Genomic DNA, 15,178 nt, shown 5'->3' with positions numbered 1-15,178 from the left:
GGTGGGATGGCCGGGATGGAACCCGGCTATTTTTTGTCGAGGTCGGAGAAGTCGAAGGCGATAGCTGCCTCAATGGCGTCACCCTGTGTTGCAAACGGAGTTTCAGAAACTAATTGCCAGCCTTGATTGTGTAAAGTGTACATCCAGTGCTGGTGTTCCTCATCTTCGCGAATAGCGAACATCGAAGCGCTATCCCTATGTGGCTTTGGGAATCGCTCGTTTTCTGTCAGAACGAAGATCTGAGTGCCGCCAATAGTGAAGCTGCTCATCAGATATCCATCACCAGCCACTCATCGGCTTCTTCAAACATTTCTTCCAGCATCCGGTTAAGCTTTTCTTTGTCGCTTTTACTGGCATCGGTGTTCAGGCTGTTTGCCTGCATTGGTTTTACCCGAACGTCAGCGGCAGGAAAAATACCGTGAACGCGCTTGGTCAGTTCTGCCTTGATCATTTCAGCGGCGCCAGGGAGTTCTGCCACATTGCGCTTATCAAACACGAGCTCTACGAACATTTATTCACTCCTTAATTTAACTGTGATTTTATACAGTATATTCGGGTGGGTGATTTTTTCAATGCTCAGCGTGCAAATGGGGCATGTTACGGTATAGACGTATTGAGCTCGATCCCTAGTTTCGTCGGTAGTTTTACCATGGGTTTACCATCATTTTACCATGTTAAAATTTCAGACATAAAAAAACCAACCGCAACGGGTTGGTTTCTCTAAGGTTTTTTGGTCGGCATGAGAGGATTTGAACCTCCGACCCCCGACACCCCATGACGGTGCGCTACCAAGCTGCGCTACATGCCGACGCTATGGCAAATTATACTACCCTTTACCAAAGCCATTGCAAGAGTTGTAGCACCTGACTGCTTGTATTTTAAGCAGTTAGTTGGCAATGAACCGTTTAACGTCAGTCAGCACCTGCAACAGCAGGGTAAGCTGCGGTTTCTCGTCTTTTATTTCTTTGTCGTTCTTATCGTACGCGCGATAAGTGCCATTGCCGTCCAGCACCAGGGTTTGTGTCGGCGTTGTGATGATCAACAGGTTGTTATCACCGGTGGCGACCCAGTTATTCTTGCGCTGTGCGGTGAATAGATCTTCACCTTGCGAGTAATCGTTAGGGGCCGTTTTAACGTGCAGTAAACGCTGCATCAGCGTGCGCATCACATCGTTATGGCCGGTCAGCTTATTGATGGTCTGAGCCGGTGTACCCGGCCAGTGGATAACCAGCGGCACTTGCAGCTGCTGTTGGTTATAACTGCTGCCGGCACCCCAGTAGCCTTTGCCGCTGTCATTAAATTCAACGCCGTGTTCTGCGGTAATCACCACGACCGTTTTATCCAGAACGCCACGTGCTTTCAGCGTGCTGAGCACCTCAGCAATCTGCGTATCCACATCCTGCGCACCGGTGCGGTAACGTTGAATAAAGTCGGCCGGGGCCGGTGTTTTTTCATTGGCTGCCGGTTCAGCGCCACGGAAGTTGATGTAGGAGAACCACGGCGCATTGTTGTTCTGATCGGCCAGCCAACGCTGCCATTGTTGTGTGGTGACTGCATCGTTTTGCCTGCTTGGCGTCGGCAACGAGAAGTCGGTCAACAGCGCCTGACGATATAGGCTGGCGTTAAAGCCGTCAGACGAGAACAGGCCAAACTGATAACCCTGGGCGCTAAGTGCGTTCACCAGGGCAGAAGGTTTGCGCGCGGCAAGAATGCTGTCCAGATAGGTCGGCGAAATACCGTAGAACAGACCAAACAGGCCGGTATCCGCATGATTGCCTGAACTGTAGTGATCGCTGAAGCGAACGTTTTCCTGCGCGAAGCGGGTGAGGGCAGGCATATCCTTTGTCATATCCTGGGCGCGAACGCCATCTACGACGATCATCAACAGGTTATAGCCGCTGCCTTTGTCGTTGTAGCTGAGATCGTTGAGTGGATATTCCACCGCTACGGCCTCCGGATTACCCTGCTGCACCAAACGGCGCTCGTACTCTTGTGGATCGAGCAGGCCGTGTTTCTCAAGGAATTTACGCGCGGTCATGGGGTAGGAAAGTGGCAGGTTGGCTCGCTGCATGGTGATCGGGCGATAGAAATTGGCGTCGGCCCAGATATAAATCAGGTGCGAGGCAAAAAAGGCGCTGATGAACAGCACGGCCAACGGCTTGCCAAAGTGTTGGCGGTTCAGGCTGCGAAGCTTTTGCCAGCTCCAGGTGCCAAACAGCATCTCCACCAGGAAGATAACGGGCACGCAGATGAACATCAGTTGCCAGTCGCGCGCCAGCTCGCTTTGATCCGGGTTGACCACCAGTTCCCACACCACCGGATTAAGGTGAAGATGGAAATGCGTGAACACTTCGCTGTCTACCAGCAGCAGCGTTAGCCCGGTCGTGGCCAGCGCGGCGGAAATAAACCGCAGCAGCCGCTGCGACATCACCACAAAGGTCAGCGGGAATATCACCAGCAGGTAGCCGGCGAAAACGATAAAGCTGAAATGCCCCAGCAAGCTGACCAGGGCATAAACCCGGCCCAACAGGGAGGAGGGCCAGTCGGTGACAAACAGGTAGCGGCTGCCCAGCCCGAGGGCGAGCAGAATATTGAATAAGGCGAACCAGTGCCCCCAGCTAATCATCTGGGAGACTTTTTCACGATAACGCTGACGGTTTGTCACCATAAGTAATTATTAATGCGCTTTGTCTTCACGAATAGAAGCTTGCAGAGCTTCTGCAAACGATCTTGCCAACGTCTTCCGCTGCGCGGGAGCAACGCTGGTGTTGATCAGATTAGTTACCATGTTGCCCAGCACCATCAGCGAAAGATCGGTGGGAGTATGGTGTTTTTCCAGAACATTGACCAGCTCAGAGAGCAGTTGTTCAACGTGTTCGTCACTGTAACGGGATGATTGTGGCATAAAAATTGCGCTCAAAGCCTGACAAAGTCCCATATCTTACCGTATAGAGCCGTGATTTTCCGCTCTTTTATAGCGTGGTAGCCGTTAAGGTAACGATCGTTTGCCGATCCCGCATTACAGTTGCAGGGCGAAGCCTTCGGTGCTTGAATACGCGCTCAAAGAACAGGAGGATTTATCATGAGTCTGGATATCGACCAGATCGCTCTGCACCAGTTGGTAAAACGCGACGAACAAACGCTGGACGTAGTGCTGCGCGACTCTCTTCTTCCCACCAATGCGGCGGTGGAAGAAATGATGGAGGAACTGCATCGTGTCTACAGTGCCAAGAGCAAGGCTTATGGCCTGTTCAATGAAGGCAGTGAGCTGGCTGATGCGCTGCGCACCTGCCGCAAGGACGATAAGGATTTTCTGGCCTTCAGCCGCGCGGCAACCGGCCGCCTGCGCGATGAGCTGGGTAAGTATCCGTTTGCCGAAGGTGGCGTGGTGCTGTTCGGCCAGTATCGCTACCTGTCGACAGAGTATTTGTTGATCGCGGTGCTCAACAGCCGCAACAGTTCGCGCGTTAACGAAGAGCTGGATATCAATACCACCCATTATCTGGATATCAACCACGCCGATATCGTGGCGCGCATCGATCTGACCGAATGGGAAACCAACCCGGAATCTACCCGCTACCTGACCTTCCTGAAGGGCCGAGTGGGGCGCAAGGTGTCCGATTTCTTTATGGATTTCCTGGCGGCGGCCGAGGGGCTGGACACCAAAGCGCAAAACCGGGGCTTGTTGCAGGCGGTTGACGATTACTGCGCCGACGCTCAGTTGGATAAAAATGAGCGCCAGTCGGTGCGCCAGCAGGTTTACAGCTATTGCAACGAACAGTTGCAGGCCGGTGAGGAAATCGAGCTGCAGGAACTGTCGAAAGAGATCGCGCCGGTGGGCGAGAAAGATTTTCTGCAATTCTCCAGCGAACAGGGCTATCAACTGGAAGACAGTTTTCCGGCCGATCGCGGCACGCTGCGCCAGTTGACCAAGTTCGCCGGCAGCGGCGGCGGCATCAGCATGAACTTTGACGCGATGCTGTTGGGTGAGCGAGTGTTCTGGGATGCGGCAACGGATACGCTGACGATTAAGGGCACGCCGCCGAACCTGCGCGATCAGCTGCAACGCCGGTTAAACGGCGGCAACAAGTAACTTTTGCCGAATCGCAGGCAATAAAAAACGCCGCAATTGCGGCGTTTTCTACTTCGGCGTCCCGAAAAGCTCGAATACGTTGCGATTACGCGCGAACGAAGTCGATGTGGGTCAGTTTTGGCTTGAACGGGTGACGCTGTACAGCCTGAACCTTAACTTTGGTTTCTTTACCGTCGATAACCAGAGTTACTGCTTCGCTGTAGAATTCTGGTTTAGCTTCCATGTTCTTTACAGAATCATGGTCTAATTCGATGGAAACTGCAGCTTCTTCGCCACCGTAAACGATAGCTGGGAATTTGTTAGCTGCACGCAGGCGGCGGCTCGCACCCTTACCCTGGTCTTTACGTACTTCTACATTGATAGTGAACATTGTTTTTTCTCTTAAAAGAAAATTTACCCTGTTAAGGCGACCCAGTAACAGGTTCGATAAACCACTTTAGCACCGGGCGAACCCAGCTAAAGCGGGCGGCATTTTAACGGAAAGCGGTCGGCAGGGCAATGGAAACCTCCCGAATCTGCGCGATGCGGGCATCAATACAGCTCGTTGGCCCGGCGGAAGCGGCCTTGATAATCGAACACTTTTTCTCGCACCTGCCAGAATTGCCCACGTTTGCGCGCCACGACAAAATCCGGATGACGCAACAGTGCCTGCTGGGCCAGCACGTCGGCGGCGGTTTGCCAACTGAACGGCACCCCCGGCGCGCGTTGATGCGGGCGCAGAAACAGCATCTCGAAGGCTTTGCGCTGCGCCGGCGTTTGCAGGCGGAAGCGCTCGCTGGTGCTGGTACCGTCTTCATCGTAATAGGTGGCCTTCAGCCATTCGCCTTTTTCATCGCGCCCGCTTTGCAGCTCCATACCGCCGCAGCGCAGAACCAATGCGTCCTTCAGTTTCAGCGCCTCTTTCAGCATGTCATCGGGATCGACCAGCACTTCCTGGCACTGGTGGCAGCGGCGCGCAGCAATGTCGTTTTCTGCGCCACAGTGTGGGCAACTCTTGAAACGAAAGCGGTAGTCGCACTGTTCGCGATGGCCATCATCGTCTTCCAGCCAGCCTTGGCAGCGGCGGCCGTAATGCTCGATGATGTCGCCATTCTCGGTGCATTTTCCCCAGAACAGGTTGGCGAAGCCGCAGCCGGGGCAAAATACTTGTACCGGCTGGCTGTCGCTGTGCGGTTTGCTGACGCCCACCTCCGGCGTAAACAGGTCATGCGGATTGCCGGCGTAGTCGAGGATCAGGCAATCCTCTTTGCCGGGAGCCAGCCGCAGCCCGCGGCCGACGATTTGCTGATAAAGGCTGACGGATTCGGTGGGGCGCAGAATGGCGATCAGATCGACATGCGGTGCATCAAAGCCGGTGGTCAACACCGCTACGTTGACCAGATAGCGCAGCCGCTGTTGTTTGAACGCCTCAATCAACGCATCCCGCTCGGCGGCCGGCGTTTCGGCGCTGACCAGCGCGGCCTCACCGGCCGGCAGCAGGCCGTGGATCTCACGAGCATGCTCAACGGTGGAGGCGAAAATCATCACCCCTTTGCGCGTTTCGGCATATTCGACGATCTGGCTGATGATATGCGGCGTGATGCGATTTTGCTGTTTCAGCTCGCGGTTGAGGTCTATCTCACTGAACAGGCCGTTGCTTCTGGCCTCCAGGCGGCTGAAATCGTACTGTACAATCGGCATGTCGAGCCGTTCCGGCGGCACCAGATAGCCGTTCTTGATCATGTAGCGCAGCGGCAGTTCATAAATGCAGTCGCGAAACAGGCTGCCGGCATCGCCGCGGGTAAAACCGTGGTAGTGATACTGATAAATCCAGCCTTTACCCAGCCGGTAAGGCGTGGCGGTCAGCCCCAACAGCCGCAGTTGCGGATTGGATTTTTGCAGGTGCTGAATAATTTGCTGGTACTGGCTGTCGTCGTCATCGCTGATGCGGTGGCACTCGTCGATAATCAGCAGGGAAAACGCACCGTCGAACAACGGCAGATTACGCGCCACGGACTGTACGCTGCCGAACACCACTTTGCCGGCGCTGTCTTTTTGCTGCAGCCCGGCGGCAAAGATATCCGCCTCCAGGCCATAGGCGCAGTATTTGGCGTGATTTTGCGCTACCAGCTCTTTCACGTGGGCCAGCACCAATACCCGGCCGCGTGCGCGCTTCGCCAGTTCGGCGATCACCAGGCTTTTGCCTGCACCGGTCGGCAGCACAATCAGCGCCGGTTGTGAATGCCGGCGGAAATGTTTGATGGTGGCTTCGACCGCTTCCAGTTGGTAGGGGCGTAGAGTAAAGGCCATGAATTAACGCCGTTGGTTGAAATGGGCCGCCGGGAACATGTTTTGCAACATCTGAACCCACAGAAACAGTGACATTTTACTCCTCAGGCGGCTAAAAAATTTCTATTATTATGCCTTCTGAGCGCATGCGGTGCGAGAAGCGTGGAAATTACCTCTGTCAGGGGGCCGTTTCCGCCGCTATACTCCTGTGACAGTAATCGCTGTTTCCCCCTCTCCGAACCTGCCCTGTTGCACCTGGTGCAACGGCGGGCGTCATATTTTAGCAATACGATCAATGCGATCATAACAACGACAGGCAAAGCAGATTCAATGCGACTGGACAAGTTTTTATCTCAGCAGTTAGGTGTTAGCCGCGCGCTGGTAGCGCGTGAACTTCGGGCAAAACGCGTCACCGTGGACGGTGAAGTGGTGAAGAGCGGGGCTGTCAAACTGACCCCGGAGCAGGAGGTGGCGTTTGACGGCAACCCGCTGCAACAGCTGAGCGGCCCACGCTATTTTATGCTCAACAAGCCTCAGGGTTACGTTTGCTCTACGGACGATCCCGATCACCCAACGGTGCTGTATTTCCTCGATGAGCCGGTCGCTTATAAACTGCATGCCGCCGGTCGGTTGGATATCGACACCACCGGCCTGGTGCTGATGACTGACGACGGGCAGTGGTCGCACCGCATCACCTCACCGAAACATCATTGTGAGAAAACCTATCTGGTCACGCTGGAGCATCCGCTGGCGGAAGATACCGCGCAGCAGTTTGCCGAAGGCGTGCAGTTGCATAATGAGAAAGATCTGACCCGTCCGGCGCAGCTGGAAAAAATTGAAGACACTCTGGTGCGTCTGACCATCAGCGAAGGGCGTTACCACCAGGTGAAACGTATGTTCGCGGCGGTCGGCAACCGGGTTATTGAACTTCACCGCGAGCGGATTGGCGCCATCGTGATGGATGAAGATTTGGCTCCGGGTGAATATCGCCCGTTGACTGAAGAAGAAATCGCCAGCGTGGGCGCGCCACATTTACAGGACTAACGGCTGCGGCTGATTAAGGAGTCGTCGAACGTGCAACAGAACCGGTCATCTCACCTCGGTTTGATTTTTATTCTGGGCCTGCTTTCCATGCTGATGCCGCTGGCTATCGACATGTATCTGCCCAGTATGCCGGTGATAGCCAAGCAGTTCGGCGTCGAGTCGGGCAGCGTGCAGATGACGCTCAGCGCCTATATGCTCGGTTTTGCCCTGGGGCAACTGTTCTATGGGCCGATGTCGGACAGCATAGGGCGCAAGCCGGTGATCCTCTGGGGGACGCTGATCTTCGCCATTGCCGGCGGCGCTTGCGCCATGGCGCAGTCGATCGAGCAATTGATCAACCTGCGTTTCCTGCACGGCCTGTCGGCGGCGGCGGCCAGCGTGGTGATTAACGCCCTGATGCGCGATATGTTCACCAAGGACGAGTTTTCGCGCATGATGTCGTTTGTCATCCTGGTGATGACCATTGCGCCCTTGCTGGCGCCGATGATCGGCGGTGCGCTGCTGCTGTGGTTCAGCTGGCATGCGATTTTCTGGACCATGGGCGCTGCGGCGCTGATCGGTTCGCTGCTGGTGGCGTTCTTTATTAAAGAGACGCTGCCGAAAGAGCGGCGGCAGAAATTCCATCTGCGCACCACGTTGGGCAATTTCGCTTCGTTGTTCCGCCACAAGCGCGTGCTGAGTTATATGTTGGCCAGCGCCTTCTCGTTCGCCGGCATGTTCTCGTTCCTCAGCGCCGGGCCGTTCGTGTACATCGAATTGAATAACGTTTCGCCGCAGCATTTTGGTTATTACTTTGCACTGAATATCGTGTTTCTGTTCCTGACAACGCTGGTCAACAGCCGCAACGTACGGCGGCGGGGGGCGATCAAAATGTTCCGGCTGGGCTTGTTGGTTCAGTTGGCGATGGGGCTGTGGCTGCTGGCGGTAAGCGCCATTGGTCTGGGCTTCTGGGCGCTGGTGCTCGGTGTGGCGGTCTATCTGGGCTGTATCGCCATGATTTCGTCCAACGCGATGGCGGTGATCCTGGATGATTTCCCGCATATGGCGGGTACGGCGTCCTCGTTGGCCGGTACGCTGCGTTTCAGCATCGGCGCTCTGGTCGGGGCGGTACTGTCGATGGCGCCAGGCAAGAGTGCTTGGCCGATGGTCTCTTCCATGGCGCTGTGCAGTATCGTAGCGGTGCTGTTCTATTTGTATGCCAGCCGCCCACGCAACAACGTTGCCTGACCCCTTCGCGAGTTATCTCTGAATAACCCAGGCCAGCTTAGTGCTGAGCCTGGGTTATTTTCCATTCTTTTCAGCGCCCTCTCATCAATTCCGTTGGCAATGCAAATTTTGTTGCTAAATATAAGTACGCTAATTAAATGCTCGGCGTGCAATCTGTGTGCTTTTTGTTAAAAAAAGCTCAGGGTAGGCAAAGATAATTACAGACGTTTCGCACGGTATCTTTGCCGGGATGTGGTGTCTGATTTGTTTTTTGTCTATTTAAAGTCAATGGATTACATCGATTTTTCACCTTGAAGGGGGAAGTTAAATGTTTCTGCAATGTAAAATTATGAAGAGTGAAAAGTAACCGCATTGCAAGAAAAAAGAGTTGAGATCGTGGCGGGAAAGGGTTACATATAACGCAAAAATGCGAGCTGAGTCGCAAAATGCCGTGAAATGACACCGCGCGGCGTACCAAAACAGCACGATATCAGCAAGCGCAGGGTGCGGTTAATGAGTTGTGACATATTTTACATTTAAATAACATATGTGCTCAGCAGAGTCGGTTCTCAACGGCTATAACTTAGTTACCCCTGTCAGGTAAAAACTGTTTCACTTTTCAAACTAGGGATTTCATGTGGATAGTATCCAACTTTCGGTAGTGCATCGCTTGCCGCAAAGTTATCGTTGGCTATCAGGTTTTACCGGCATCAAGGTTGAACCGATTCCGCTTAGCGGGATAGACGAAGATAACAACCTGATTGGCTTGAAACTGCTCAGCCATGAAGGGGCGGACGCCTGGCAGGTTATGCAACAGCTTAAGCTGTCTTTGCAGGAGATTCAGGTCGATTGCGCCATCGTGGAGTGGGAAGGGGAAGCTTGCCTGTTTGTGCACCGCAGCGATGAAAGCGCTACCTTATGCCGGTTAAAAAACGTTGGCGCCGCCATCGCCGAGCCACTGAGCGCGCAATACCCTTTCTGACCCCGCCGCTAATCGGCCAGCTGTAACAGCTGCTGCGTATAAGCGGCGGCAGGCGAGTTGAAGATCGTCTGGCAATCGCCCTGTTCAACCACTTCCCCTTGGCGCAGTACGATCACCTGATGGCACAGTGAGCGCACCACCTGCAAATCATGGCTGATGAACAGATACGCCAGCCGGTGGCGCTGTTGCAGAGACTTCAATAGCGTCAGTATTTGCGCCTGTACCGATTTATCCAGCGATGAGGTCGGCTCATCCAGAATCAGCAACTGCGGCTGCAGAATCAGCGCCCGTGCGATAGCAATACGCTGGCGTTGGCCACCGGAAAACTCGGTAGGGTAGCGGTGGCGCAGGGCGGGATCCAGCCCCACCTCTTGCAAGGCTTCCATCACCTTCTGTTCACGCTGTTCGGCGCTCAATTTCTGATGTACCTCCAGCCCCTCGGCGATAATTTGCAACACGCTCAGTCGCGGATTCAGTGCGGAGTAGGGATCCTGAAACACGATCTGTATCTGACTGCGGTACGGCAGCATCTGTTTCAGGCTGAACTGGTGCAGCGGTTGGCCGTTAAACCAGATAGCGCCGCTGGCGCTCAACAGACGCAGCAGCGCCAGCCCGGTGGTGCTTTTACCCGACCCCGACTCCCCCACCAACCCAACGCTTTCCCCGGCCTTCAGCTCAAAACTCAGTCCCTTCAACGCGTAATGATGGTCAACCGTGCGGCGTAACAAACCGCGCTTGATCGGGAAGCTGACCTGCAAGTTTTCCACTTTCAGCAGCGGGGCGGCATCCGTCGGCAACGGCAGGGGATCACCGACATTTTCGGCTGCCAACAGTTGCTGGGTATAGGAGTGTTGCGGCTGGCTGAACAGGCCCGCCCGGCTGTTCTGCTCAACGCACTGACCGTTACGCATCACCGCCACATTGTCCGCCAGGCGGCGAACGATATTCAGGTTATGAGTGATAAACAGCAGCCCCATGCCCATTTCTTGCTTCAGCTCCTTCAACAGCACCAGGATTTGCGCCTGAATGGTCACATCAAGCGCAGTGGTCGGTTCGTCGGCAATCAGCAGTTTTGGCTGGGTCAACACCGCCATGGCGATCATGACCCGCTGCCGTTCGCCGCCGGAGAGCTGATGCGGATAGTCTTTCAACCGGCCTTTGGCGTTGCGAATACCGACGCGATCCAGGCATTGAATAATCTCCCCGCGCGCCACGTCGCGCCGCATGCCGCGGTGCAACGCCAACACTTCCGCCAACTGTTTCTCGATGGTGTGCAATGGGTTGAGCGACACCATAGGTTCCTGAAAAATCATCGAAATCTGGTTGCCGCGCACTTTGCGCAGTTCGGCTTCCGGCGCATGCAGCAACGAGCTGCCATTGAACTGGATATCCCCACCGGTATAGACCACCGGCGGCGAAGGCAGCAGCCGCAGCACCGACAGCGCGGTCACACTTTTGCCTGAGCCGGACTCACCCACCAAGGCCAACGTTTCCGCTTTTTCTATCTGCAACGACAAGCCGTTGACCACCTGATTCAACTGCTCTCCCTGACGGAAAGCGACGCTGAGATCCTGAATTGAAAGCAGTGGAGAGCTAGCCATATCAATGTGCCTTGCTGGGGTCAAAGGCGTCGCGTATGGCTTCGCCGATAAAAATGAGTAAAGACAGCAACACCGCCAACACCAGGAACGCAGTAATGCCGAGCCACGGTGCTTGCAGGTTGTTCTTGCCCTGCAGCAACAGTTCACCGAGCGACGGAGAGCCGATCGGCAGGCCGAAGCCCAGGAAATCGAGAGAGGTCAGGGTAGTGATGGAACCACAGAGGATAAACGGCAAGAAGGTCAGCATCGCCACCATCGCATTGGGTAGCATATGTCGGTACATAATGACCCGATCCGGCACCCCCATAGCGCGTGCGGCGCGGATGTAATCATAGTTGCGGGTGCGCAGGAACTCGGCGCGCACCACGCCTACCAGACTCATCCAGCCAAACAGAATGGTGATACCGAGCAGCCACCAGAAATTGGGTTGTACGATACTCGACAGCAAAATGATCAAAAACAGCGTCGGCATGCCCGACCACACCTCGATAAAGCGTTGTCCCCACAGGTCAAAACGCCCGCCGTAATAGCCTTGCATCGCGCCGACGCAAACGCCGATCACGCTGGAAAACAGCGTCAGCGCCAACCCGAACAGCATCGAAATGCGAAAGCCGTACAGTACGCGAGCCAGCACGTCGCTGCCGTTACCGTCGGTACCCAGCAGGTTATGGCGCGAGGGGGCGGAGGGGAAGGGCACTTCAGTGGCGAAGTTGATGGTGTCGTAACTGAAGCGAATCGGTGGCCAAACCGCCCAGCCGTGGCGGTCGATCTGCTGCTTGACGAAAGGATCCTGGTAATCGGTGGCGGTATTCAGCTCACCGCCAAAGGTGGTCTCGCTGTAATTGATCATGAACGGCAGGTACAGGCGGCCTTCGTAGCGCACCAGCAGCGGCCGGTCGTTGGCGATCAGGTTGGCGGCCAGGCTGAGGATAAACAACACCAGGAAAACCCACAGTGACCAGTAACCGCGGCGATTACTGCGAAAACGCGCCCAGCGCGCCTGGTTGATCGGGCTTAAGCGGCTCATTGGCGGGCCTCGAAATCAATGCGCGGATCGACCAGGGTATAGGTGATATCGCTGAGGATATTCAACAACAGGCCAATCAGGGTAAAAATATACAGCGTGCCGAACATCACCGGATAGTCGCGCTGCAGGGTGGCATCATACCCCAGCAGCCCCAGCCCGTTGAGTGAGAACATCACTTCAATCAGCAATGAACCGGTGAAAAACATGCTGACGAAAGTCGCCGGGAAGCCGGCGATCACCAGCAGCATGGCATTGCGAAATACGTGACGATAAAGGATCTTGTTCTCATCCAGTCCCTTGGCGCGCGCGGTGACTACATACTGTTTGCGGATCTCGTCAAGGAACGAGTTCTTGGTCAGCATGGTCAGGGTGGCGAAACCGCCAATGACCGTCGCCAGCACCGGCAGGGTGATGTGCCACAGATAATCGGTAATCTTGCCATACCACGACAGGCTATCGAAGTTGCTGGATACCAGGCCGCGCAACGGGAACCAATCCAGGTAACTGCCGCCGGCGAACAGCACGATCATCAAAATGGCGAACAGGAAGGCCGGAATGGCGTAGCCGATGATAATCAGCGTGCTGCTCCAGATATCGAAAGCGCTGCCGTTATGCACCGCCTTGCGGATACCGAGCGGGATCGACACCAGATAGATAATCAGCGTGCTCCACAGGCCCAGGGTGATGGAAACCGGCAGGCTATGGCCTACCAGTTGCATCACCGACGCGCCGCGAAACAGGCTGTCGCCAAAGTCGAGACGCATATAATTCCACAGCATGGTGAAATAGCGTTCATGCAGCGGTTTGTCGAAACCATAGCGTTTGGTGATTTCGGCGATCACTTCCGGATCCAGCCCGCGCGAACCCCGGTACTGGCTATCCGTGGCGCTGCCGACGCCGATCCGCGCGTGCCCCAGGCCTTCACCTGCGCCACCGCCGCCAAAACCGCTGCTCTGGCCCATCTCGATGTTGGCAATGGCCTGATCGACCGGGCCGCCGGGCGCGATCTGTACGATGAAAAAGTTAATGGTGATGATCGCCCACAGGGTGGGAATAATCAGCAACAGTCTGCGAATCAGATAAGCCGCCATCGCCGACCCCTTATTGTTGTTGGGTCGGCAAACGCGCCGCCTTGTTGACGTCAAACCACCAGTTGTCGAAGCCAATAACGTAAGCCGGACGGACAGCCGGCGTGGAGAACTTGTCCCAGTAGGCATAGCGATCGTGATTGGAATACCACATCGGCAGCATGAACCTATTCCAGGTCAGCACCCGATCCAGCGCGCGACCCAGCGGCAGCAGGGCTTTTTCGTCGCCCTGGTGCCGCAGGATGTTGCGTACCAGGCTGTCGACCGCCGGGTCTGTGACGCCGGGGGTATTCCAACTGGAATGGATGTATTCGGAGTCCCAGAGCGCTTGGAGGGAAGAGCTTGGGAACGGCATCGCCATATAGACCGTCGGCATCATATCGAAATCGCCGTCACGCATGCGTTTGGTGAATTGAGTGACGTCAATTTCACGGATTTGCATCTCGATGCCCAGCCGTTTGAGGTTGTGCTGGAACGGCAAGACGTACTGGAAGTTGCTGCCGCTCAGCAGCATCAGCTCGAAGGTAAAGGGCTTGCCGGTTTTGCTGTTCACCAGTTGCTGGTTTTTCACTTCCCAGCCGGCCTGCTTGAGCAACTGGGTGGCTTTCAGCAGGTTCTGGCGATCGCTGCCGCTGCCGTCAGAGGAGGGCGGCTGGTAGATGCTGGTGAACACCTCCGGCGGTACCTTGTCCTTCAGCGGCGCCAGCAGCGCCAGTTCGGCGGCATCCGGATAGCCGCTGGCGGCGTAGGGGGTATTCTGGAAATAGCTGTTGGTACGTTGATAAGCGTTGTAATACAGCGCCTTGTTCATCCAGTCGAAATCGAAGGCCAGCGTGATCGCCTCGCGTACGCGCCGATCGGCAAACAGAGGGCGTTTCATATTGAACGCCATCCAGCGGGTATTTTGCGCCGACTGGTTGGTTTCATCCTGTTTGACTATGTAGTTACGGGCGAAGTTGCCGCCCTGATATTGGGTAGCCCAGCTTTTGGGCGAACCCTCAATGCGGAAGTCGTAGGCACCGGCCTTGAAGGCCTCCAGAGCCACTTTGTCATCCAGATAGTAGTCGTAGCGGATGCTGTCGAAGTTGAAGCGGCCGCGATTGACCGGCAGGTTGGCTGCCCAGTAATCGCGTACCCGTTGATAGGTAATGTATTGGCCGAGGCGGTAACTGCCGACCTTATACGGGCCGCTGCCAAGCGGCGGCGCGGCCAGCGGCTCGTTCAGCTTATGATCTTTCCAGAAACTCTCCGGTAGCACCGGCAGCCCAAACAGCCCAAGCAGCTTGTCTTTATCCGGCTGTGGGAATTCGATGCGTACCGTCAGGCGGGAGATGGCCTTTACCGTAATGCCTTTGTAGGCAATGCGAAACTGCGGTACGCCTTCGGTCATAAACTTGTTAAAGGTGAAGGCGACGTCAGCGGCGGTGATAGGGCTGCCATCGTGGAAGCGGGCGCGGGCGTTAATGTCCAGCTCCACCCAGTGCATATCGGCCGGGAAGCGGGCAGATTCGGCGATCAGCGGATAGTAACTGCCTATTTCGTCGTCCGAGGTGGTGAACAGCGAGTCATACAGAGCGTCGGTGCGTTCGCCGGGTACGCCGCGCGAGGCGTAACGGTTAAAGTTATCGTAGGTGCCGATCGCCGCCATCCGCACGTCGCCACCTTTCGGTGCGGCCGGATTGACGTAGTCGTAATGACTGAAGTCGGTGGCGTATTTCGGCTCACCGAGAAGGGCGAAAGCGTAACTTTCATTGAGGGTTTCGGCCTGCAGGCCAAAACTCAGTGCTGAGAGCACCAGGGCAGCAAAAACGCGCACGGACATCTTGACGGTAAGCTCCTGCTGATAAGTCGGTTAAGTCTGCGGCCAGC

At 55.5% G+C, this 15,178-nt stretch carries 14 protein-coding genes and 1 tRNA gene; 4 read left to right on the top strand and 11 right to left on the bottom strand.

All coding sequences use genetic code 11. The features are described 5' to 3' along the window. Positions 1-26 precede the first annotated feature (26 nt). The 5 genes from SERAS12_RS16945 to SERAS12_RS16925 form a co-directional block, all read right to left on the bottom strand. Positions 27-269 (bottom strand): hypothetical protein, encoded by a 243-nt coding sequence (locus SERAS12_RS16945; RefSeq protein ID WP_013813798.1) that lies wholly within the window; start codon positions 267-269, stop codon positions 27-29. Next, positions 269-511, bottom strand: a complete 243-nt coding sequence (locus SERAS12_RS16940; protein WP_013813797.1) for a DinI family protein — start codon at positions 509-511, stop codon at positions 269-271. Before SERAS12_RS16940 ends, SERAS12_RS16945 begins: the two co-directional genes overlap by 1 nt. A gap of 220 nt (positions 512-731) precedes the next feature. Then, positions 732-808: transfer RNA gene (locus SERAS12_RS16935), tRNA-Pro, on the bottom strand. A gap of 78 nt (positions 809-886) precedes the next feature. After that, positions 887-2,668, bottom strand: a complete 1,782-nt coding sequence (gene yejM, locus SERAS12_RS16930) for an LPS biosynthesis-modulating metalloenzyme YejM (protein WP_013813796.1) — start codon at positions 2,666-2,668, stop codon at positions 887-889. A gap of 9 nt (positions 2,669-2,677) precedes the next feature. Further along, positions 2,678-2,905 carry a YejL family protein gene (locus SERAS12_RS16925; protein ID WP_006317912.1) on the bottom strand — a complete coding sequence of 76 codons (228 nt, stop codon included), beginning with the start codon at positions 2,903-2,905 and terminating at the stop codon, positions 2,678-2,680. A 177-nt stretch (positions 2,906-3,082) separates the two neighbouring features. Between SERAS12_RS16925 and yejK the strand changes: the two genes are divergently transcribed. Further along, positions 3,083-4,093 carry a nucleoid-associated protein YejK gene (gene yejK, locus SERAS12_RS16920; protein WP_004947114.1) on the top strand — a complete coding sequence of 337 codons (1,011 nt, stop codon included), beginning with the start codon at positions 3,083-3,085 and terminating at the stop codon, positions 4,091-4,093. Between the two features lie 85 nt (positions 4,094-4,178). Here yejK and rplY read toward each other — a convergent pair whose 3' ends face one another. Together rplY and SERAS12_RS16910 are read right to left on the bottom strand one after the other, a co-directional pair. After that, entirely contained in the window at positions 4,179-4,463 is a 285-nt protein-coding gene (gene rplY, locus SERAS12_RS16915; RefSeq protein ID WP_013813795.1) for a 50S ribosomal protein L25, read from the bottom strand. Between the two features lie 161 nt (positions 4,464-4,624). Then, on the bottom strand, positions 4,625-6,382 hold the full coding sequence (locus SERAS12_RS16910; RefSeq protein WP_013813794.1) for a DEAD/DEAH box helicase: 1,758 nt from the start codon (positions 6,380-6,382) through the stop codon (positions 4,625-4,627). Between the two features lie 309 nt (positions 6,383-6,691). Here SERAS12_RS16910 and rsuA point away from each other — a divergent pair, with 309 nt between their 5' ends. From rsuA to SERAS12_RS16895, 3 genes are all read left to right on the top strand, one after another. Further along, complete coding sequence (gene rsuA, locus SERAS12_RS16905) at positions 6,692-7,405, top strand: 16S rRNA pseudouridine(516) synthase RsuA (RefSeq protein WP_013813793.1); 714 nt, start codon at positions 6,692-6,694, stop codon at positions 7,403-7,405. A 30-nt stretch (positions 7,406-7,435) separates the two neighbouring features. Then, a complete protein-coding gene (locus tag SERAS12_RS16900) occupies positions 7,436-8,632 on the top strand; it encodes a Bcr/CflA family multidrug efflux MFS transporter (RefSeq protein ID WP_013813792.1) in 1,197 nt (398 codons plus the stop codon). Between the two features lie 616 nt (positions 8,633-9,248). Next, a complete protein-coding gene (locus SERAS12_RS16895; RefSeq protein ID WP_004947098.1) occupies positions 9,249-9,593 on the top strand; it encodes a YejG family protein in 345 nt (114 codons plus the stop codon). An 8-nt stretch (positions 9,594-9,601) separates the two neighbouring features. Here SERAS12_RS16895 and yejF read toward each other — a convergent pair whose 3' ends face one another. The 4 genes from yejF to SERAS12_RS16875 are packed head-to-tail and all read right to left on the bottom strand — an operon-like array spanning position 9,602 to position 15,131. After that, positions 9,602-11,194: a microcin C ABC transporter ATP-binding protein YejF gene (gene yejF, locus SERAS12_RS16890; protein ID WP_013813791.1), complete on the bottom strand. Its 1,593-nt coding sequence runs from the start codon at positions 11,192-11,194 to the stop codon at positions 9,602-9,604. Between the two features lies 1 nt (position 11,195). Continuing rightward, on the bottom strand, positions 11,196-12,221 hold the full coding sequence (locus SERAS12_RS16885) for an ABC transporter permease (protein ID WP_006326758.1): 1,026 nt from the start codon (positions 12,219-12,221) through the stop codon (positions 11,196-11,198). Further along, positions 12,218-13,312 carry a microcin C ABC transporter permease YejB gene (locus SERAS12_RS16880; protein WP_013813790.1) on the bottom strand — a complete coding sequence of 365 codons (1,095 nt, stop codon included), beginning with the start codon at positions 13,310-13,312 and terminating at the stop codon, positions 12,218-12,220. Before SERAS12_RS16880 ends, SERAS12_RS16885 begins: the two co-directional genes overlap by 4 nt. A 10-nt stretch (positions 13,313-13,322) precedes the next feature. Beyond that, positions 13,323-15,131: an extracellular solute-binding protein gene (locus SERAS12_RS16875; RefSeq protein WP_013813789.1), complete on the bottom strand. Its 1,809-nt coding sequence runs from the start codon at positions 15,129-15,131 to the stop codon at positions 13,323-13,325. Positions 15,132-15,178: the final 47 nt, after the last annotated feature.

The organism is Serratia sp. AS12 (genome assembly GCF_000214195.1).
In the GTDB taxonomy this organism is placed as follows: Bacteria; Pseudomonadota; Gammaproteobacteria; order Enterobacterales; family Enterobacteriaceae; genus Serratia; species Serratia plymuthica.
Note: the sequence above shows the minus strand (reverse complement) of the source record. Positions and strands in the feature narration are given on the sequence as shown.

Bases quoted from the DNA above. Each gene is read 5' to 3' on its own strand.
- SERAS12_RS16945 (WP_013813798.1), bottom strand. From the start codon at position 269: ATGAGCAGCTTCACTATTGGCGGCACTCAGATCTTCGTTCTGACAGAA.
- SERAS12_RS16940 (WP_013813797.1), bottom strand. From the start codon at position 511: ATGTTCGTAGAGCTCGTGTTTGATAAGCGCAATGTGGCAGAACTCCCT.
- yejM (WP_013813796.1), bottom strand. From the start codon at position 2,668: ATGGTGACAAACCGTCAGCGTTATCGTGAAAAAGTCTCCCAGATGATT.
- SERAS12_RS16925 (WP_006317912.1), bottom strand. From the start codon at position 2,905: ATGCCACAATCATCCCGTTACAGTGACGAACACGTTGAACAACTGCTC.
- yejK (WP_004947114.1), top strand. From the start codon at position 3,083: ATGAGTCTGGATATCGACCAGATCGCTCTGCACCAGTTGGTAAAACGC.
- rplY (WP_013813795.1), bottom strand. From the start codon at position 4,463: ATGTTCACTATCAATGTAGAAGTACGTAAAGACCAGGGTAAGGGTGCG.
- SERAS12_RS16910 (WP_013813794.1), bottom strand. From the start codon at position 6,382: ATGGCCTTTACTCTACGCCCCTACCAACTGGAAGCGGTCGAAGCCACC.
- rsuA (WP_013813793.1), top strand. From the start codon at position 6,692: ATGCGACTGGACAAGTTTTTATCTCAGCAGTTAGGTGTTAGCCGCGCG.
- yejF (WP_013813791.1), bottom strand. From the start codon at position 11,194: ATGGCTAGCTCTCCACTGCTTTCAATTCAGGATCTCAGCGTCGCTTTC.
- SERAS12_RS16885 (WP_006326758.1), bottom strand. From the start codon at position 12,221: ATGAGCCGCTTAAGCCCGATCAACCAGGCGCGCTGGGCGCGTTTTCGC.
- SERAS12_RS16880 (WP_013813790.1), bottom strand. From the start codon at position 13,312: ATGGCGGCTTATCTGATTCGCAGACTGTTGCTGATTATTCCCACCCTG.
- SERAS12_RS16875 (WP_013813789.1), bottom strand. From the start codon at position 15,131: ATGTCCGTGCGCGTTTTTGCTGCCCTGGTGCTCTCAGCACTGAGTTTT.